Consider the following 20,134-nt stretch of genomic DNA (forward strand, 5'->3'; position numbering starts at 1 on the left):
CCGGGTCTTGAAGGCCGACGTCACGGCCGGAAGCCGGATTAGCCAACAGCGTCCGCTTATCCGCGGGACCGGCCCCGTGGCGTGCCGACGGTGTGGCGTCCTATCGTTCCGAACCCGTCGGTCGCCCCGGGGCGCCGGGGCGACGCCTCGGGCCGTCCGTACCGCCGAGAGAGGAACCCCCGCCTATGCGACCGCATCTGTCCCCGCGTCATGCGCTGATCGCCGCGCTGGCCACCGCCGTGCTGGCCACGGGGGCCACCGCCGCCTTCGCGGCTCCGGCCGGTCCGGCCGGTCCGGCCGGTCCGGCCCGTGTCCACGGCACGCTGCGGCCGCTGGTCGAGCTGTCCGCACAGCGGGTGCTGGTGGCCGATGAGGTCGCCGCCGCGAAGTGGGGCACGGACAGCCCGATCGGCGACCCGGCGCGGGAGCGGGAGGTGCTGGACGATGTGGCGCGGCAGGCGGAGGAGCTGGGCGCCGACCCCGTGGCGACGTCGAGGATCTTCCGCGACCAGATCGAGGCCAGCAAGGTCGTCCAGCGCGGCCTCTACCGCCGCTGGGACGCAGACCCCGCACAGGCGCCCACCGAACGCCCCGACCTCGGGCGGATCCGGCTGGAGATCAACCGGATCAACGGCGAACTCGTGCGCGCCATCGCGGACTCGGCAGCCGTGCGGGAGGCGCCCTCCTGCGTGGGACGCCTTACGGCCGGGGCCGCGGCGGTGATCCATGGGCGGCACCTGGATGCGCTGCACAGTGTGGCGTTGGGGCGGTCGCTGCCGTCGGTGTGCGAGCGGGGGGCGCGGTAAGGGTTGGGCACGAGGGGGCACGAGGGTCGGCCTTACGGGGCGCCCGGCGGATCTGTCCCCTACCCGCCCCTCCCCGAAACCGGGGGCCCGGCCCCCGGCCCCCGCTGGGGCTCCGCCCCTGGCCCCCGCTCCTCAAGCGCCGGAGGGGCTGGATTGCGCCCCGCCCCTCCCCGAAACCGGGGGCCCGGCCCCCGGCCCCCGCTGGGGCTCCGCCCCTGGCCCCCGCTCCTCAAGCGCCGGAGGGGCTGGATTGCGCCCCGCCCCTCCCCGAAACCGGGGGCCCGGCCCCCGGCCCCCGCTGGGGCTCCGCCCCTGGCCCCCGCTCCTCAAGCGCCGGAGGGGCTGGATTGCGCCCCGCCCCTCCCCGAAACCGGGGGCCCGGCCCCCGGCCCCCGCTGGGGCTCCGCCCCTGGCCCCCGCTCCTCAAGCGCCGGAGGGGCTGGATTGGTTCCTCGCCTCTTCCCGTTACCGGGGGCTTCGCCCCTGGACCGCGGGGCCCTGGGGCGAGCCTCGATTTCCGGAAGGCCCCCTGGGCAGCGGGGTCTGGGGCGGAGCCCCGTCACGCGGCGGAGCCGCATATCGGTTCAGCCGTGCGAGGTATCCCCGTCCGCCTCCTGCGCCACCGCCCGCGCCCAGCGATAGTCCGCCTTGCCGCTGGGCGAGCGCTGGATGCGGTCCGTGAAGACGACCGTACGCGGGATCTTGTAGCCCGCGAGCCGCTCCCGGCAGTGTTCGCGGATCGCGTCGGCCGTGAGGCCGGACGGTTGTGTCCGGGGCTGGACGACGGCCGCGACGCGATGGCCCCAGCGGGGGTCGGGGACGCCCGCCACCAGGGCGTCGTATACGTCCGGATGGGCCTTCAGGGCCTGTTCGACCTCTTCGGGGTAGACCTTCTCGCCGCCGGTGTTGATGCACTGCGAACCGCGTCCGAGGACGGTGATCACGCCCTGTTCGTCGACGGTGGCCATGTCGCCGAGCAGCACCCAGCGTTCCCCGTCCGCCTCGAAGAACGTCTCGGCGGTCTTCTTCGCGTCGTTGTAGTAGCCGAGCGGCACATGGCCGCGCTGGGCGATCCGGCCGGGCTCGCCGGGGGCCACCGGGGCGAGGGTGGCCGGGTCCACCACCGTCGTACGGGCGTTGACGTGCAGCCGGAAGCCCTTCTCGGGGCCGGAGTCGTCGGTGGCCGTGCCGTTGAATCCGGATTCCGAGGAGCCGAAGTTGTTCAGCAGCAGGGTGTGCGGGGCGAGTTCGGCGAACTGGGCGCGTACGGTCTCCGACAGGATCGCGCCCGAGCTGCTGACGCTGAGCAGGGAGGAGAGGTCGGTGCCCTTGAGAGGCCCGGTCAGGGCGTCCACCAGGGGTCGCAGCATCGCGTCGCCGACCAGCGAGACGGTGGTGACCTTCTCCCTCTCGACCGTCCTCAGCACATCCTGGGGCACGAACTTTCGGTGCAGCACCACCTTCTGACCGAAGTTGAACGCGATAAAGGCCGTAAGGGTGGAGGTGCCGTGCATCAGCGGCGGGGTGGGGAAGAAGACCAGCCCCTCGCCGCCCGTGGCCACCCGCTCGGCCAGTTCCTCCGGGCGCCCGACGGGCCGGCCGGTCGGCGCGCCGCCGCCCAGCCCGGAGAAGAAGAGGTCCTCCTGCCGCCACATCACGCCCTTGGGCATACCGGTGGTGCCGCCGGTGTAGATGATGAAGCGGTCGTCGGCGGACCGCGCCGGAAAGCCGCGCTCGGGTGACCCGGACGCCTCGGCGTCGGCGAACGGCACGGACGTACGGGGGCCGTCCCCGGCGCCGACCCGCACCAGGTGGCGCAGCCTGTCGGTGTGCGGCAGCGCGGCGGCCACCCGCTCGCCGAACTCGGCGTCGTAGACCAGCGCGGCCAGGTCCGCGTCGCGGTAGAGATAGACCAACTCGTCTTCGACATAGCGGTAGTTGACGTTCACCGGCACCGCCCGGATCTTCACGCAGGCCAGAGCGGTCTGGAGGTACTCCACGCCGTTGCACAGATGCAGTCCGACATGCTCGCCCGGGGCGATACCGCTGTCCCGCAGATGGTGGGCGAGCCGGTTGGCGGCCGTGTCGAGCTGGGCGTAGGTGAGCCGCCGCTCGGCTCCGGTGCCGGGATGGTCCAGGTACACCAGCGCCTCTCTGCCTGGCACCGTGTCGACGATCGACTCGAACAGGTCGGCAAGGTTGTACTCCATGGCTCCTCCTGACCCCTCGATCCGGCGGCTCGGCGCTCATTAGAGCCGCGCGGGGATGAGGTGGGAAGGCCCCCGGTCGAAGAAATCTGACTGAGCATCAGATTTCTCTTGAAGTCGGCCTTCCCCTGCTGCAACCTGTTCTAGGTCTCGAGACGGGAGGACGTCGTGACAAGCGGGACCGAACACCTCATCGTCGAGCGCGTCGGCGCGACCCTGGTGCTCACCTTGAACCGGCCGGAGGCCAGGAACGCGCTCTCGCTGCCGATGCTGGTCGGGCTGTACGACGGCTGGACCGAGGCCGACGAGGACGACGCCGTGCGCTCCGTGGTGCTAACCGGCGCCGGTGGGGCCTTCTGCGCGGGAATGGACCTCAAGGCGCTCGCGGGCGGCGGCCGGATGGCCGGGCAGCACGTCCGCGACCGCCTCGCCGCCGACCCCGATCTGCACTGGAAGGCGATGCTCCGCCACCATCGGCCGCGCAAGCCGGTGATCGCCGCCGTCGAGGGCCCCTGTGTCGCGGGCGGCACCGAGATCCTTCAGGGCACCGACATCCGGGTCGCCGGGCGCGGCGCCACCTTCGGGCTCTTCGAGGTGCGGCGCGGGCTGTTCCCCATCGGCGGCTCCACCGTACGGCTGGCCCGCCAACTGCCCCGCACCCACGCCCTGGAGATGCTGCTGACCGGGCGCCCCTATCCGGCCGAGGAGGCGGCGCGGATCGGGCTGATCGGCCATGTCGTCCCGGACGGCACGGCGCTGGAGAAGGCCCTGGAGATCGCCGAGCTGATCAACGCCAACGGCCCGCTCGCCGTCGAGGCGGTCAAGGCGTCCGTCTACGAGACCGCCGAGATGACTGAGTCCGACGGCCTGAAGTCCGAACTCGAACGCGGCTGGCCCATCTTCGACACCGCCGACGCCAAGGAGGGTTCGAAAGCCTTCACGGAGAAACGGCCGCCGGTCTACCGCCGGGCGTGATCCCCCAACACCTCAGGCCGCCGCCCCACGCCGGCCGCGCGGAAGGAGAGGCACCCCCCATGACCCCGGCTCCCTCACCCGAGGTGCTCCAGGCGCCTTTGGTCGTCGAGTTCCCGTTCACCCGCTCCCTCGGACCGGTGCAGAGCGCCTTCCTCACCGGACTGCGGACACGCACCGTACTCGGCGTACGCACCACCGACGGCCGGGTGCTGATGCCGCCCGTCGAATACGACCCGGTCACCGCCGACGAGCTGTCCGACCTCGTCGAGGTCGCCCCCACCGGCACCGTCACCACCTGGGCCTGGAACCCCGCGCCGCGCCGCGGCCAGCCCCTGGACACCCCCTTCGCCTGGGTGCTGGTGCGGCTGGACGGCGCGGACACCGCCCTTCTCCACGCCCTCGACGCATCCGGCCCCGACGCCGTGCGCACCGGTATGCGGGTGCGGATCCGCTGGGCCGGGGAGCGGGTGGGCGCCATCACCGACATCGCCTGCTTCGAGCCGTACGACGGCGCCGAGGGCGGCGAAGCCGTGCCGCACAGCGGGGAGTTCACCGACCCGGTCACCGGCATCGTGGCCCCCGCCCGCCTCGACTACACCTACGCACCCGGCCGCGCCCAGTCGCGCTATCTCAAGGCCCTCGCCGACCACACCACCCGCGGGGAGCGCTGCCCGTCCTGCCGCAAGGTGTACGTCCCGCCCCGGGGCGCCTGCCCCACCTGCGGGGTCGCCACCGACGAGCAGGTGGAGGTCGGCCCGCGCGGCACCGTCACCACCTTCTGCATCGTGAACATCAAGGCCCGCAACCTCGATATCGAAGTGCCCTACGTCTACGCCCATATCGCCCTGGACGGGGCCGGTCTGGCCCTCCACGGGCGCGTCGGCGGCATCCCGTACGACCAGGTGCGCATGGGGCTGCGCGTGGAGCCCGTATGGAGCGAGGGCAGCCGCTACCCCGACCACTACCGCCCCACCGGCGAACCCGACGCCGACTACGACACCTACAAGGAGCTGTTGTAGATGCGAGAGGTTGCCATCGTCGCCTTCGGCCAGAGCGACCACCGGCGCGAGAGTGCCGAGGTCTCCGAGGTCGAGATGCTGATGCCCGTCCTCCACGAGGTGCTCGACGCCGTCGGACTCCGGGCGGACGAGATCGACTTCACCTGCTCCGGCTCCTGCGACTATCTGGCCGGCCGGGCCTTCTCCTTCACCATGGCCCTCGACGGCGTCGGCGCCTGGCCGCCGATCTCGGAGTCCCATGTGGAGATGGACGGCGCCTGGGCGCTGTACGAGGCGTGGACGAGGCTGCTGGCGGGCGAGGCGGAGACCGCGCTCGTCTACTCCTACGGAAAGTCCTCGCCCGGCGATCTGCGGGAGGTCCTGACCCGTCAGCTCGACCCGTACTACGTGGCGCCCCTGTGGCCGGACTCGGTCTCCCTCGCCGCCCTCCAGGCCCAGGCGCTGCTCGACGCGGAAGACGCCGAAGACGCCGAAGACACCGTCGTCGACGAGCGGGCGCTGGCCGCGGTCGCCGCGCGCAGCCGGATCGCGGCCGAGGACAACCCGCATGCGCAGGTGACCGGTTCACCGCCGCCCGAGGCCCTCCTGGAGGACCCGTATCTGGTGCGGCCGCTGCGCCGCCACGACTGCCCGCCGGTCGGCGACGGCGCGGCCGCCGTCGTGCTCGCCGCCGGGGACACCGCGCGCCGGCTGTGCCGCCGCCCGGCCTGGATCCGCGGCATGGACCACCGGATGGAGGCGCACAGCCTCGGCGTACGGGACCTCACCCGCTCCCCGTCCACCCGGCTCGCCGCCGAGCGCGCGGGCGCCTTCGAGGCCCCCGCCGACCTGGCCGAGCTGCATGCGCCGTTCACCTCGCAGGAGCTGATCCTCCGCCGTGAGCTGGGGCTGGGGGAGGGCGTACGCGTCAATCCGTCCGGCGGGGCGCTGGCCGCCAACCCCATGATGGCCGCCGGGCTGATCCGCCTCGGCGAGGCCGCCGCCGCCATCCACCGCGGCGCCGCCGACCGGGCCCTCGCCCATGCCACCTCGGGCCCCTGTCTTCAGCAGAACCTGGTGGCGGTCCTGGAAGGGGATGTCCTGTGACCAAGGAGCCGGTGGCCGTCGTCGGGATCGGCCAGACCAAGCACACCGCCGCACGCCGGGACGTCTCCCTCGCCGGGCTGGTCCGGGAGGCCGCCGTACGGGCCCTGGAGGACGCCCAGTTGACCTGGGCGGACATCGACGCCGTCGTCATCGGCAAGGCGCCCGACTTCTTCGAGGGCGTCATGATGCCCGAGCTGTACCTCGCCGACGCGCTCGGCGCGGTCGGCAAGCCGATGCTGCGCGTGCACACCGCGGGCTCGGTGGGCGGCTCCACCGCACTGGTGGCCTCGGGCCTGGTCGCCGCCCGGGTCCACCGGACCGTACTCACCCTCGCCTTCGAGAAGCAGTCGGAGTCGAACGCCATGTGGGGGCTGTCCCTGCCCATCCCCTTCCAGCAGCCGCTGCTGGCCGGGGCGGGCGGCTTCTTCGCCCCGCATGTACGGGCGTATATGCGGCGCACCGGCGCGCCCTCCGGTATCGGCGCCCTCGTGGCCTACAAGGATCGCCGCAACGCCCTGCGCAACCCCTACGCGCATCTGCATGAGCACGATCTGACGCTGGAGAAGGTGCGGTCGTCCCCGATGCTGTGGGACCCCATCCGCTACTCGGAGACCTGCCCCTCCTCGGACGGCGCCTGCGCCATGGTGCTCACCGACCGGGCCGGCGCGGACCGTGCCCCGTATCCGCCCGCCTGGATGCACGGCGGCGCCATGCGCAGCGAGCCGACGCTCTTCGCGGGGAAGGACTGCGTCTCGCCGAGGGCGGGCCGGGACTGCGCGGCCGATGTCTACCGGCAGGCCGGGATCACCGATCCGCGCCGGGAGATCGACGCGGTGGAGATGTATGTGCCCTTCAGTTGGTACGAGCCCATGTGGCTCGAGAACCTGGGCTTCGCGGACGAGGGCGAGGGCTGGAAGCTCACCGAGTCGGGGGTCACCGAGATCGACGGCGACCTTCCGGTCAACCCCTCGGGCGGGGTGCTGTCCACCAACCCCATCGGCGCCTCCGGGATGCTGCGGTTCGCCGAGGCCGCGCTCCAGGTGCGCGGGCGGGCGGGCGAACACCAGGTCGACGGCGCCCGCAAGGCGCTCGGCCACGCCTATGGCGGGGGCTCGCAGTTCTTCTCGATGTGGGTGGTCGCGGACACGCCGCCCGCCGATTGAGTCACCTCCTTAGTCCTTCTTTCGTGGCCTGTGCGGCACCGGTCACGATCGCTAGGGTGGGGCGCGGACGACGACCCGGGAGGATGAGCTGACGTGGCCGACACCACCACCACCGCACAGCCACTGACAGGAAGCGCAGAGAAGCCCGATCTCGATCTCTCGGGCGCCCAGTGGCAGTCGAGTAGCCAGGGTGTGGGCGATGTGGAGATCGCCTTCGTCGAGGGCTTCATCGCGATGCGCCATGGCCGTCGTCCCGAGGGCCCGGCACTGATCTTCACCCCGGCCGAGTGGCGTGCCTTCGTCCTGGGCGCGCGTGAGGGCGAGTTCGACCTCACCTGAACCGGGACCGCCGATCAGGGGCGGGCTGGTCCGGCCGGACCAGCCCGCCCCTGGCATGTCGCCCCTCGGAAGAGCACCCCGAAGGCGCCCCGCCCCGCGACGGTGGGTGCGTTATCGGCCAGAATCAAGTCGCGGAACGCCCCGCTGGATCCGCTTTTCGCCGGACAGGGCCACGGGGTCCGTTTTTCCATGCGTGCACCAGAGGTTCACGGCCTCTGCGTGTCCCGTGCCGGAACGTGAGGGTGACTCACGGTAACACCAGCAGGTCGCGGCAGGTCTCCACGGGCCGGAACAGAATCGTCCACCGCTCTATGCAGCCCCGGCCCCGGCGGGTAGTTTTCCCTCCCACTTCCCCGTGGTGCGGGGCGGCAAGTCGGCCGAAAACAGGGGGTGTCGTGCGCGAATTCAGTCTCCCTCACATGGTGGAACCGCTGCGCGCGGGCGGGCTCGCGGACTCGGTCTACGAACGGGCGGACCGCGAACCGGACAGGGCCCAGCTCGCCCGGCGGGATGCCGCCGACCGCGGCCGGTGGACCCCGGTGACCGCCGCGACCTTCCGGGACGAGGTGCTGGCGCTGGCGAAGGGCCTGCTGGCCGAGGGCGTGCGGTTCGGGGACCGGGTGGCCCTGATGGCGCGGACGCGGTACGAGTGGACGCTGTTCAGCTATGCCCTGTGGTCGGTCGGCGCCCAGGTGGTGACCGTCTACCCCACGTCCTCCGCGGAGCAGGTGCGCTGGATCCTGGCCCAGACGCGGGCCGTGGCCGTGGTGGTCGAGGGCGAGGACCACGCCATGACGGTCGGCGCCGTCTGCGACGCCCTCCCCTGGCTGCGCTCCATCTGGCAGATGGACCAGGGGTGCGTGGCGGAACTGGGGCGGCGGGGCGCCGAAGTCCACGAGGAACTGGTCACCGAGCGGCGCTGGCTCGTGGAACCGCGCTGCACCGCGGTCATCTGCTACACCTCGGGCACCACCGGACAGCCCCTGGGGTGCCTGATCACCCATGCCAATCTCGCCGCCGAATGCGACACCCTGTTCGCGGGCTGGAGCGGACTGTTCGCCGAGCCGGGGGTGCAGCCCGCCATCCTCGCCTTCCTCCCGCTGGCGCATATCTACGGGCTGATGGTCCAAGTGCTCTGTGTGCGGGGCGGCATCCTCATGGGGCATGAACCCGAGCTCACCCCGTCCGTCCTGCTGCCGTCCTTCCAGAGCTTCCGCCCCACCTGTGTCTTCGCGGTGCCCTACATCTTCGAGAAGATCCTCGGAGCCGCGCGGACCGCCGCCCAGGACGCGGGCCGGGGCGTGGTCTTCCAGAAGGCCATGGTCACGGCGGCGCGCTACGCCGCGGCCGTCGAGCAGCGGTCCCAGGGCGGCGGGAAGGGACCGGGCCCGGGGCGCAGGGCCACGCACGCCGTCTTCGACCGGATGGTCTACCGGCGCCTGAGAGCCGTCCTGGGCGGCCGGGTGCGCTACGCGGTCACCGGTGGCTCACCGTTCAGCCGGGAGCTGGGGCTGACGTTCGCCGGCGCCGGGATCACCGTCTACAACGGCTACGGCCTCACCGAGACGACGGCGGCGATCACCGCGCAGCCGCCCGGCCGCCCCCGGCACGGCACAGTGGGCCGCCCGATGCCGGGCACGACCGTGCGCATCGCCCCGGACGGCGAGGTATGGGTGCGCGGCGGCACCGTCTTCGAGGGCTATCTGGACGATCCGAAGGCCACCGGGGCCGCGCTGCGCGACGGCTGGCTGCACACCGGAGACGTCGGATCCCTCGACGGCGAGGGCTATCTCACCATCACCGGCCGTAAGAAGGACATCATCATCACCAGCGGCGGCAAGAGCGTCTCCCCGCTGCCGCTGGAGGAGCGGCTGCGGGCGCATCCGCTGATCTCGCAGTGCGTCCTGGTGGGCGACAACCGCCCCTTCGTGGGGGCGCTGATCACCCTGGACGCCGAGATGCTGGCCCGCTGGCGCCAGGCGGTCGGCGCGCGGCTTCCCGTCGGCCGGGAGCACGCGTCGGCGAACAAGGCGCTGCACGCGGAGATCCAGCAGGCGGTCTCCACGGCGAACCTCTCGGTGTCCAGGGCGGAATCGATCAGGGCCTTCCGTATCCTCCCGAAGGAATTCACCGTGGAGGACGGGCTGTTGACGCCCTCGCTCAAACTGCGGCGCGACGCGGTCTACAAGATGTGCGCCGCGCAGATCGAGCAGCTCTACGCGAGCTGAACCCCGCTCAACGGGAGCCCGCGCCGCTGCCCAGCGGCGGCAGCGGCGCATCCCGCCCCGCGCGGACCAGCTCCTCCGCGCCGGTGAGCCGGGCCCAGGGCCGCTGCCGGCCCCCGCTGACCGCCTCGGTGCCCCGCTCGTCGTACCGTGCCGTCCGCACCGACCAGCCCAGATTGCCGGTCATCACATGCCGCATACCGTCCACATAGCGCCCCACGGCGCGGTGGGTGCCCGGGTCCGCCCCCGCCTCGGTGAGCAGCGCCGGCAGCCTGGCCGCGGTCTCCTCGAACCAGCGGTAGCGTGCGTTGGCCAGGTCGGCGATATGGCGTACCGCGTCCTCCAGTTCACCCCCCGCGCGCTCCCACTGGACGATGACACTGTTGTGGACGTCGCCGACGGCCAGTTCCTTGTCCAGGGAAGCGATGTCATTGGTGAAGACCACCACATCGTCCGTAGCCTCCCGCATGCGCGCCATGGGGAAGCCGCCGTGCAGCGCGGGCGGCAGGGTATAGCCGCCGAATGGCTCATTCAGGTCGAGACAGGGCTGTACGCCTATCGAATGACGCCGCAGCGCCAGCACGGCCTCCACCGAGCGCGGTGCGTCCCGGCCGGGCCCCGGCAGGGCGCCGGTCCGCTCCAGGGCCTCGTGGTGGTAGGAGTGCAGATACTCCAGCCAGTGGTGGCGGAAGCGGTCCCGCCACACCTGTGGCCGCCCGGAGTTGATCCGGCGCCACAGGTCGCGGAAGCTCTCCAGGAGCGGCCCCTCGCCGCCCTGCGCCGCGTCCTCCTCGGTGATCCGGATGACGTCCGCCACCAGCCGTGCCACGGCCCCCGGACGGGAGCCCAGCTCCCCGTCGAACTGATCGTCGAAGACGAAGTACCAGCCCACGAGGTCACTGCCCAGGTTCAGATCGGCGCCGGTCTCCCGTGGGTAGAACAGACCCGCCAGCACGTCGAAGCGGAGCGCGTCGTACTCCGCGACGGACTCATGGTCCTCGAAGACGCCGAACCGTGAAAGCCATTGGACGGTGTGGTGCCTGGCCGCCTCGGTGCCGGGACTGAGGTCGGTGGAGGCCGGAAAGTCGAACAGGGCCGCCCGTCGCAGCAGTGTCGTCTGCCGGGCCTGTGGCCGCGAAGCGTGCGCGTGCATGAGTCGTGTCCGCCCCCTTCATAGGTCGGGCGGCCGAGGCCGCGCGTACCACAGGCTTGCGCGGCATCTGGCCAACCCGGTGAATCCGGTCATCCTCGCGTGCGGAACGTGGCATCGATAGAGGAGGCAGTGAAATGGCGTGTGCCGCTGGCAATGCCCGGCGGAAATACCCCCATTGCGGGGCTACGGAGCGTGCCATCCGCGCTACGCTCGGCGTCACCTGCCGGAGGGGAAGAACGTGGCGGAGGACATGAGCCAACAGGACCGGACGCGCCGGACACTGCTGGAGCGGGATCGGGAGCTGCGCGCGGTGAACGCCGCGCTGACCGAACTGTGCGGGACGGATCCCGCCGACCCGGCCGAGACCCGCGGCGGCGGAGTGATCGCCTTCGAGGGCCCCGGCGGCGTCGGCAAGACCGCGCTGCTCGGCGAGGCGCGCCGGAGGGCCGCCGCACGCGGCTGCACCGTGCTCCGGGCCCGTGGCGGTGAGCATGAACAGGGCGCGGCCTTCCACGTGGTGCGCCAGCTCTTCCAGCCGGTGCTCGCGGCGACCGGCGAGGACGAGCACCGCAGGATCCTCGGCGGCTGGTACGACATCGTCGCGCCCGCGGTCGGCCTGGTGGTCTCGGGCAACGGCGGCGCACCCGATCCGCAGGGCGTCCGCGACGGCCTCGACTGGCTGGTGACCCGCTTCGCCGTGGAACACGCCCCGGTCGTCGTGATCCTCGACGACGTCCACTGGGCCGACCCCGAATCGCTGGACTGGCTGACCCGGTTCGCCTCGCGCACCGTGGACCTGCCCCTGCTGCTCGCCGTGGGCTACCGCCCGGAGGGCCTGACCGCCGACGTCGCCGTGATACGGGCTCTTGTCGAGCGCCAGGGATCACGTCCCCATGTGCTGGCGCCGCTGACCCCGAGCGGAGTCGGGCGGATCGTCCGGGAGGTCCTCGGGGACCACGCCGACGACGCGTTCTGCCGCGAGTGCTGGGCGATGACCGGCGGCAACCCCTGGGAGATCACCGAGCTCACCGCCAAGATCCGCGACCGCCGGCTGAAACCCCAGTCGGAGAACCTGCCCGCGCTGCGCGAACTGGTCTCCTCGGCCAAGGACAGCGGGCTCAACGACCGGCTCACCCGCCTCGGCACCGCCGCCGTCCGCCTCGCCTGGGCCGTCGCCGTCCTCGGCATCGAGGCCACCCCGGCGCTGACCGCCAATGTCGCCGGGCTCAGCGAGACCGAGGCCGTCGATGTGGTGACGCGGCTCGTCGACGCGCGGATCCTGGCCCCGCCGCGCCCCGGAAACGGCACCCGGCCCCTCGAATACCTCCACCCGCTCATCGCCACCGCCGTCTACCAGGCCATCCCCGGCGCCCTGCGGGTGGCCATGCACGGCCAGGCCGCCACCGTGGTCCTCGGCGCGGGCCTGGGCTCCGCGGCCGCCGGCCGTCATCTGCTGGAGATGCACCCCGAGGGCGACCCCTGGGTCGTGCACCATCTGCGGGCCGCCGCCCAGGAGTACCTGCGCGCCGGAGCCCCCGACGCCGGGCGCCGCTGTCTGGCCCGGGCGCTGCGCGAACCACCCGCCCTGGAGGAGCGCCCCGCCGTGCTCTACGAGCTGGGCTGCGCCGCCCAGCTCACCGAGCCCGACGTCACCGTCAACCATCTGCGCGCCGCGCTCGAGGAGCCCGCGCTCGGCACCGACCTGCGCGAGGCGATCACCTACCGGCTCGCCCAGGCATACGGCCACAGCGGCCGGATGGAGGAGGCCGCCCAGGTCGTCGCCGCCGAGATCGGGCGGGCCACCAGCGCCCGCACCCGGCTGCGGATGAAGACCGAGCAGCTCATGTGGAACATGTTCCGCGCCGACGAGAAGGAGTCGCCCGCCCGCTCCCGGCGGCTCGCCCGGCTCGCGGACCACCTCACCGGCCGCGGCATGGCCGAGCGCTATCTGCTCGGACTGCGCGCCTGGGACGCGATGACACGCGGAGAGCCGGTCGCCACCGCGCTGCACTACGCGGAGGAGGCCCTCGGCGACGGCCTGAGCTGGACCGATGACGACTGGGGCTTCGAGGTTCCGATCCTGGTCGCCCTGGTCTTCCTCCACTGCGACCAGCCCGGGCGCGCCGAGGAGCTGTTCAACAAGGGCATCGCCGAATGCGAGCGCAAGGGCTGGCGCGGCTCCCATCTGGCGTTCGGCTTCACTCTTCTCGGCTACGCCCGACTGCGCCGCGGCGCGCTCGGCGAGGCGGAGGAGCTGGCCCGGGAGGGGATGCGGATCGCCGATCTGGTGGGGTCCTCGACACCCGCGCACTGGACCGCGGTCGGCACCCTCATCGGAACGCTGATCTGCCAGGGCCGGGTCCGCGAGGCGCAGGAGTTCGCGGCCGGGCACCGCGGCGAGACCCTTCCGCAGGCCACGCTCTGCCCCGACGTACCGGCGGTCCGCGGTGAGCTGCTGCTGGCCGCCAACCTCCACCGCGAGGCCCGGCACCAGCTCACCGAGGTCGGCCGCCGCATGGACGGGCGCGGGATGCGCAACCCCGCCTGGTGCCCCTGGCAGCTCCACCTCGCCCAGACCCTCGCGCTGACCGATCCCCCGCAGGCCGTCGAGGTCGCCGACGACGCGGTGCGCCGGGCCCGTCAGTTCGGCACCCACTCCGCGATCGGCAAGGCGCTGCACGCCGCGGCCACCGTGACCCAGGGGCCGGACCGGATCAAGCTGCTGGCCGAGGCCGTCAGCCATCTGATGCGGTCACCGGCCGCCTACGACCTGGCCGTGGCGCTGGTCGACCACGGCGCCGCGCTGCGCCGCATCGGCCTGCCCCAGGAGGCCGGCGACCGGCTCTACCGCGGTCTGGAGGGAGCGGTGCGCTGCGGGGCCGACGCGCTCGCGGCCCGGGCCCGCGATGAGCTGTCCGCGGCCGGGCTGCGCCCCATGCAACTGCGGGTCGATCACACCAGCCCGCTGACCTCGCAGGAGCAGGCCGTTGCCGAGCGGGCCGCCGAGGGCTGGCCGGACGCCCGGATCGGCGAGGCGACGGGGCTGGAGGAGCGTGAGGTGGCCCGGCTGCTGTCCGATGTCTACCGTAAGGTCGGCACCGACCGGGCCGGGCTGGCGAAGCGGCTGATCACCCCCACCGTCGGCCTTCCCCAGCGCCCGGCGACGGACGCCGGATGAGGGGTGCGGCCCGCCCGCTCCCCGGCACGGTAACCGGCACGCGGCCACGTACCATGTCCGCATGTCCTTCCTCCGCCGCCGCAGCGCCGCCACGCCCACCGGGCCGGACTTCGACGTCCTCGCCATGGACCCGGGCGACTGGCCCGGCGACCTCGGGGCGGGGCTGCTGCCCGCTCCGGACGGCACCTGCCAGGGCGTCTTCCTGCGCTACGACCTGTTCGGCGGCCGCGGCCCGGCGATGATCATCGGCAATCTGCCCGAGGGATCCCCGGCCCGGGAGGTCGCGGAGGGCCAGCCGCCGTTCGAGGTGACCCAGCTCCTGGCGGCGCTCGGGAACGATGAGCCGGTCCATGTGGTGGACACCGAGGACAGCCCGGTCATGCATGAGGACAACCTCCTCATCGTCCGCCGGATCAAGCTCTCCGAGGGCCGGATCTCCTGCGCTCAGTTCGACCGCAGCGACGGTGTGCTCGTCACCATCGCCAGTTGGGACCGGCCGATCACCGACGATCTGTACCGGCTGCTCAAGCCGCTGCCCGCGGAGATGTTCCAGCAGCGCTGAGGAGTGCCGCCGAGGGGCCGTGAGACCCTCCCGTACGGCACCCGGCCGACACGGTCGCTCACGGCCTCCCGGACGGGCCCTGGATGGCCCGTCTACCACCCTCCCGGGGCGGACTGACGGCCCGCCAGGCTCACTTCCCCGAGCGCCGGACCGTCACATCGGCGGCCCGGACGAACGCCACCCGGTGCCCGAACTGGATCTGGTAGTACTCGTCCTGGCCGCGCACCACCTTGTGACCGGCCGGATCGAAGGTGGTCGCCCACAGATACTCGCCGCGTGTCCTGAGCCCCAGCGGATAGGACTGCCCGGCGAGCAGCTTGTACGGCAGCGGCGAGACCGCCTGCACCGGCACACCCTCCGGATAGGCCGCCTGCTCCGGATAGGCGCGGCCGTACACCGGAACCTCCTTCGCCCCGGCCTTGGGCGTCACGACAAGCCCCTTGGCGCTCACCGCCGTCGGCCGCCGCTTGGGGTCCTGGAACCAGGCCCGCTGGCCGAGGTACCAGATCGCCGTCCAGTCGCCCTCCCGGCCCGCGACCGCGAACTGCTGCCCGGTGGTGGCGCGGGCGCCGGTGTCATTGACCCCGGTCGTCGAGTCGGAGCCGTTGGGGCGCAGCCCGATGTCCTTGACCAGCGGGGCGTCCGCACGCGGCGCGGTGTGCAGCCGCACCGCGGCCGAGCCGTGCGGGGCACACGGCCGGCCCGCCGTCTCACAGCCGGTGTAGACGGGCCGGTTGGTGTCGTAGTCGGGGCGGATGGTGACCAGGCCGCCGGAGGAGCCCGCGGTACGCCGGAAGGGCGCGCCGAGCAGGGTGAAGTAGTGCGCCCAGTCCCAGTAGGGGCCGGGGTCGGTGTGCATGCCCGCGATGGTGGCGGTGGTGGTGCCCGGCACATTGTCATGGCCCAGGATGTGCTGACGGTCCAGCGGAATGTCGAACCGCTTGGCGAGATAGCGCACCAGCCGCGCCGAGGAGCGGTACATCGCCTCCGTGTACCAGGCGTCCGGGGCGGTCAGGAACCCCTCGTGCTCCACGCCGATGGACTTGGCGTTGACGTACCAGTTGCCCGCGTGCCAGGCCACGTCCTTGAGCGGCACATGCTGGGCGATATGCCCGTCGGCGGAGCGCAGGGTGTACTGCCAGGACACATAGGTGGGGTCCTGGACCAGCTTGATGGTGGTGTCCCAGGAGCCCTCGGTGTCATGGATGACGATGTAGTCGATGGACTGCGAGGCGGGGCGGTCGGCCAGGTCGTGGTTGCCGTAGTCGTTGTCCCCGAACTCCTGGTAGGGCGCCGGGATCCACTCGCAGGACACATCCCCCGGGGCCTCGACATGCGGATCCCGGGCACGGGACGGCAGACCGAGCGACCGCAACTGCCGGGTGTCCGGCGCGAGGGCGGGCGCCGCGTCGAGGGAGACCCGCTCGCCGTCGGCGGCAGTCCGCGTGGCACCGCCACGGATCACCTCGTACACCTCGTCGGCGAAGGCGGCCGCGGCCGTGGCGTCATCGGCACCGGAGTAGGCCGCCACCGCCGCGTACCAGCCGGCCGGGTCCTCGCTCGGCGGCAGCCCCAGCCGCTTCTGAGTGGCGGCCAGCAGGGCGGCGCCACCGCGCACATTGGCGCTCTCATCGCCGCGCAGCGCCTCCGCGGACAGCCCGGTGAGCTCCGCGGCCCGGCCGAGGGTGCGCAGCCGGGCGGGCAACTGCCGGGGCTCGGGAACGGTGGCCTTGGGGACCCTCAGGGGGCGGGCGAGATCGCCGCGCGCGTCCTCGGTGCCCTGGCTGTGGTGCGGGGCGGTGAGCAGGGCGGTGTGGGCGTCGGTGAGATGCATCGGCCCATAGCCGCCGGTGACGCTGGGCGCGCCGCGGTGGCCGTCCCAGCGCGACTGGAGATACGAGACGCCCAGGAGCACGCTGAGCGGAACGCCGTACTCGGCGGCCGCGGCCGCGAAGGCGCGCTGGAGGGCGCCGCCGTCGGCAGGAGGACCGTCGGCCCGCGGCTGGTCGGCATGGGCGGCGGGTGTCGCCGAGACCAGCGGGAGCAGAAGGGCGGCGGAGGCCGCGGCTCCCGCGGTCCGCAGTGTGGTTCTCCGGGTGGGGCCGGACGGGGTTCTGTTCGCGTCGTGGGCGCTGTCCTGTGCGGATTCTGGCATTGCAGCCTCCTCAAGCGGGCCTGGCGAGCCACTTAGAGATATGCGCTGCCAGGCGTGACGTCAATCGCCGTCACCCAGACGCCTGTTCGCATGTCGGCCCGACTGCGGCGCGTCACCGGTCCAGACCGGTGACGCGCCCCTGCCGCCATCCGCCTCCGCTCAGCGGGTGCCGACCGCCGCCCGCACCGCGCGCCGAGCCAGCGCACAGTCGTCATGCAGCCGGCGCAGCAGCAGCCGCTGCTCCTCACCGGCCGGGACGGCGCCCGGCACCACCGGGGCGGGATCGTGCATGGTGCGCTGCACCGCGGTCTCGTACTGGCGGATCTCCCGCGTCAGCACCAGCATCAGATTCACCAGGAAGGCGTCCCGCGCGGCCGGACCCGCGGCCTGCGCCAACTGGCTGATCTGGCGCCGGGTGACGGGGGCGTCGCCCAGCACCGTCCACAGTGTGGCCAGGTCATAGCCGGGCAGATACCAGCCCGCGTGGTCCCAGTCGAGGAGCACCGGGCCCGCGGGCGACAGCAGGACATTGTTCAACAGGGCGTCGCCATGGCAGAACTGTGCCGGGCTCTGCCGCCCCCAGGCGTGCGAGACGCCGCGCAGCAGCTTCTGTAGATCGCCCATGTCCCGGTCGGTCAGCAGCCCCAGGTCGTGATAGCGGGTCAGCCGGGCGGCGTAGTCGATGGGGGCGTCGAACAGATCGGCGGGCGGCCGCCACTGGTTGATCCTGCGGATCGCACCCAGCACCGCCCCCAGATCGGCGCGCGGCGGGGGCTCGGTGGGGTGGCGCTGCGCGGCCGCGATCCGCCCGGGCATCCGCTCGATGACCAGCGCGCAGTTGTCCGGGTCGGCGGCGATCAGCCGGGGCACCCGCACCGGCGGACGCTGGCGGACGAACGCGCGGTACATCGCTATTTCCCGGCGGAACCGCTCGGCCCACGCGGGGGAGTGGTCCAGCAGGCACTTGGCCACCGCGGTGCTGCGCCCGGTCGCCCCGATCAGGAGCACGGACCGTCCGCTGCGCCGCAGCACCTGCACCGGGTTGAACTCCGGACAGATGCGATGGACCGAGGTGATCGCGGTGCGGAGCTGCGCACCCTGTGGACCGGACAAGTCGAGTCTCCCGCGAGGCGGCACCGTGCCGAGGGCGGCGGTCCGCCGGGCGCGGCCGCCGTGGGCGGGATCGAGGTACGGCCCAGAGCCGGGCAGCGGGCGCCGGTACGGCCGGGGCGGGGCGGACACGGAGGACGACGCTGCGTACATGGGCGATACAGATCCCTTCGTGTGCCGACGAGTTGCGTACGCACCCGACCCCGAGACGGGGCCGCACCCTGGGGAATGCGGTCGGTTCAGCTCGATCCGCCACGGGGCCGGGTAACGCACTCCTACATCACATCCCTGTGCGGGTGGCACACCATCTGGCGGACCCTGGCGAACCCTGGCGAATAGTCGCACGGCTCGTGACGGGACCGTTACTGTCAAGTCAGCCGAGGAACCTGGGGGCTTGACGTGACGAGGGAACCCAACACCCGTCTTGCGGACCTGTTCGGCCTCGCCGGCTGGTCCAAGGGGGAGCTCGCGAGGCTCGTGAACCGGAAGGCGGCGGCCATGGGCCATCCGCAACTGGCGACCGACACCTCGCGGGTGCGGCGTTGGATCGACACCGGCGAGACGCCGCGCGATCCCGTGCCCAAGGTGCTGGCGGCCCTGTTCACCGAGCGTCTCGGTCGAGTCGTGACCACTGAGGATCTCGGGTTCGGACGAGGGGGGCGCTCGGGAAAGGGGCAGCCCGCCGACGGGCTGCGCTGGCCGCCCGAGTCCACGGCCGCGGTCCTCACCGAATTCACGGGAATGGACCTTATGTTCAACCGACGCGGCTTGGTGGGTGCGGGCGCCGCGCTCGCCGCAGGATCCGCCATCACCGGTGCCATGAGCGAGTTTCTGCTCTCCGACCCCACCCTCGCCACCGACGCGCCCCGTACCGACAATCCCCTGTCCCTCGACCCCGTGGGCTTCGACCGCTATGAGGCCGCCCCCGTGGGCTCCCAGGAGATCGACGCCCTGGAGACCTCGGTCGAGGTCTTCCGCGCCTGGGACGCCGCCCGCGGCGGCGGGCTCCAGCGCAAGGCCGTGGTCGGCCAGCTCAACGAGGTGGGCGGCATGCTCGCCTACCGCCACCCCGAGCATCTCCAGCGCAGGCTGTGGGGGGTGGCGGCCAATCTGGCGGTGCTCGCCGGCTGGATGTCCCATGACGTCGGTCTGGAGCCCACCGCCCAGAAGTACTTCGTCATGGCCGCCCACGCGGCCCGCGAGGGCGGCGACCGGCCCCGGGCGAGCGAGGCGCTCTCCCGGGCCGCCCGGCAGATGGTCCACCTGGGCCGCCCGGACGACGCCCTGGATCTGATGAAGCTGGCCAAGACCGGTGCGGGCGACGCGGCGCTGCCGTGCACCCGGGCCATGTTCTGCACCATCGAGGCATGGGCGCAGGCGGCCAAGGGCCACGGCCAGGCGGTGCGCCGCGCCCTGGGCGAGGCGGAGGAGCTGTTCATCTCGGCCCGGGACGAAGGCCCGGCGCCGAGCTGGATGCAGTTGTTCAACGAGGCGGATCTGTACGGGATGCAGGGGCTGGTCTACCGCACGCTCGCCGAGCACGAGCCGGAGGTGGCGGGCATCGCCGAGAGCCATGCCAAGAAGGCGCTGCGGATGCGGGAGGGCGGGCGCCAGCGGTCCCAGATCTTCGACCACATCTCCATCGCCTCGGCCTGCTTCATCGGCGACGATCCCGAGCAGGCCGACCGCTATGCCCGGCTGGCCCTGCTGACGATCGAGCAGAACTCCTCGCATCGCACCTGGGACCGGCTGCGCGAGATGTACCGGCTCACCGGGCGGTACAGCACGACACCGGCCATCCGGGAGCTGCGTGAGGAGATCCAGCAGGTGATGCCGAAGAGCGGCGCGGGGAAGGGCGGCGCGGGGCTGAAAGGATCCGGCTCCATCGCCAGGAGCGCGGCCGTCTAGCGGCGGGCCACACCTCAAACGGGCCACACCTCAAAACGGGCCACGCCTCAAAACGGGCCACGCCTCATAAGGGGCCACGCCTCATAAGGGGCCACGCCTCATAAGGGGCCACGCCTCATAACGGGCCCGACGAGGGGGCAACGCCTTACGACGAGTCAACCCTTACGACATGAGTCACCCGTACGGGAAACCAACGCCTTACGAGGGTCGATCGCCACGCCACGCCACGCCGACGCGGGAAGCCGCGT

At 72.5% G+C, this 20,134-nt stretch carries 14 protein-coding genes; 10 read left to right on the plus strand and 4 right to left on the minus strand.

Annotated features, from left to right (window positions below):
- The first annotated feature begins 185 nt into the window (after positions 1-185).
- The gene (locus tag KN815_RS27075) at positions 186-806 is read left to right on the plus strand and encodes a chorismate mutase (protein ID WP_216344527.1); all 621 of its coding nucleotides are present in this window, start codon (positions 186-188) and stop codon (positions 804-806) included.
- A gap of 584 nt (positions 807-1,390) precedes the next feature.
- Here KN815_RS27075 and KN815_RS27080 read toward each other — a convergent pair.
- Entirely contained in the window at positions 1,391-3,016 is a 1,626-nt protein-coding gene (locus KN815_RS27080) for an acyl-CoA synthetase (protein WP_216344528.1), read from the minus strand.
- A 165-nt stretch (positions 3,017-3,181) separates the two neighbouring features.
- Between KN815_RS27080 and KN815_RS27085 the strand changes: the two genes are divergently transcribed.
- The 6 genes from KN815_RS27085 to KN815_RS27110 all read left to right on the plus strand — a co-directional run bounded on the left by KN815_RS27085 (position 3,182) and on the right by KN815_RS27110 (position 9,823).
- A complete protein-coding gene (locus KN815_RS27085) occupies positions 3,182-3,988 on the plus strand; it encodes a crotonase/enoyl-CoA hydratase family protein (protein ID WP_216344529.1) in 807 nt (268 codons plus the stop codon).
- Between the two features lie 59 nt (positions 3,989-4,047).
- Positions 4,048-5,007, plus strand: a complete 960-nt coding sequence (locus KN815_RS27090) for a Zn-ribbon domain-containing OB-fold protein (protein WP_216344530.1) — start codon at positions 4,048-4,050, stop codon at positions 5,005-5,007.
- Positions 5,008-6,093 (plus strand): thiolase family protein, encoded by a 1,086-nt coding sequence (locus KN815_RS27095; RefSeq protein ID WP_216344531.1) that lies wholly within the window; start codon positions 5,008-5,010, stop codon positions 6,091-6,093. It abuts the gene before it with no gap.
- The gene (locus tag KN815_RS27100) at positions 6,090-7,256 is read left to right on the plus strand and encodes a thiolase family protein (RefSeq protein ID WP_216344532.1); all 1,167 of its coding nucleotides are present in this window, start codon (positions 6,090-6,092) and stop codon (positions 7,254-7,256) included. The genes KN815_RS27095 and KN815_RS27100 overlap by 4 nt, the downstream gene beginning before the upstream one ends.
- A gap of 93 nt (positions 7,257-7,349) precedes the next feature.
- Positions 7,350-7,595: a DUF397 domain-containing protein gene (locus KN815_RS27105; RefSeq protein WP_086708648.1), complete on the plus strand. Its 246-nt coding sequence runs from the start codon at positions 7,350-7,352 to the stop codon at positions 7,593-7,595.
- 395 nt (positions 7,596-7,990) lie between these two features.
- Positions 7,991-9,823, plus strand: coding sequence for an AMP-dependent synthetase/ligase (locus tag KN815_RS27110; protein ID WP_216344533.1), 1,833 nt, complete (start codon positions 7,991-7,993; stop codon positions 9,821-9,823).
- A gap of 7 nt (positions 9,824-9,830) precedes the next feature.
- Here the strand turns inward: KN815_RS27110 and KN815_RS27115 are convergent, their stop codons facing one another.
- Entirely contained in the window at positions 9,831-10,973 is a 1,143-nt protein-coding gene (locus tag KN815_RS27115; RefSeq protein ID WP_216344534.1) for an isoafricanol synthase, read from the minus strand.
- A 250-nt stretch (positions 10,974-11,223) separates the two neighbouring features.
- Between KN815_RS27115 and KN815_RS27120 the strand changes: the two genes are divergently transcribed.
- Both KN815_RS27120 and KN815_RS27125 read left to right on the plus strand, forming a co-directional pair.
- On the plus strand, positions 11,224-14,151 hold the full coding sequence (locus tag KN815_RS27120) for an ATP-binding protein (RefSeq protein ID WP_216344535.1): 2,928 nt from the start codon (positions 11,224-11,226) through the stop codon (positions 14,149-14,151).
- A 61-nt stretch (positions 14,152-14,212) separates the two neighbouring features.
- Positions 14,213-14,713, plus strand: a complete 501-nt coding sequence (locus KN815_RS27125) for a hypothetical protein (RefSeq protein WP_014058743.1) — start codon at positions 14,213-14,215, stop codon at positions 14,711-14,713.
- A gap of 130 nt (positions 14,714-14,843) precedes the next feature.
- On the opposite strand, the gene KN815_RS27130 is transcribed toward KN815_RS27125, so the two are convergent.
- Together KN815_RS27130 and KN815_RS27135 are read right to left on the minus strand one after the other, a co-directional pair.
- The gene (locus KN815_RS27130; protein ID WP_216344536.1) at positions 14,844-16,868 is read right to left on the minus strand and encodes an N-acetylmuramoyl-L-alanine amidase; all 2,025 of its coding nucleotides are present in this window, start codon (positions 16,866-16,868) and stop codon (positions 14,844-14,846) included.
- A gap of 159 nt (positions 16,869-17,027) precedes the next feature.
- On the minus strand, positions 17,028-18,131 hold the full coding sequence (locus KN815_RS27135; RefSeq protein WP_216344537.1) for an aminoglycoside phosphotransferase family protein: 1,104 nt from the start codon (positions 18,129-18,131) through the stop codon (positions 17,028-17,030).
- Between the two features lie 246 nt (positions 18,132-18,377).
- Between KN815_RS27135 and KN815_RS27140 the strand changes: the two genes are divergently transcribed.
- Positions 18,378-19,886, plus strand: a complete 1,509-nt coding sequence (locus tag KN815_RS27140) for a DNA-binding protein NsdB (RefSeq protein ID WP_216344538.1) — start codon at positions 18,378-18,380, stop codon at positions 19,884-19,886.
- Positions 19,887-20,134 lie beyond the last annotated feature (248 nt).

This window comes from Streptomyces niphimycinicus, from assembly GCF_018883605.1.
In the GTDB taxonomy this organism is placed as follows: Bacteria; Actinomycetota; Actinomycetes; order Streptomycetales; family Streptomycetaceae; genus Streptomyces; species Streptomyces niphimycinicus.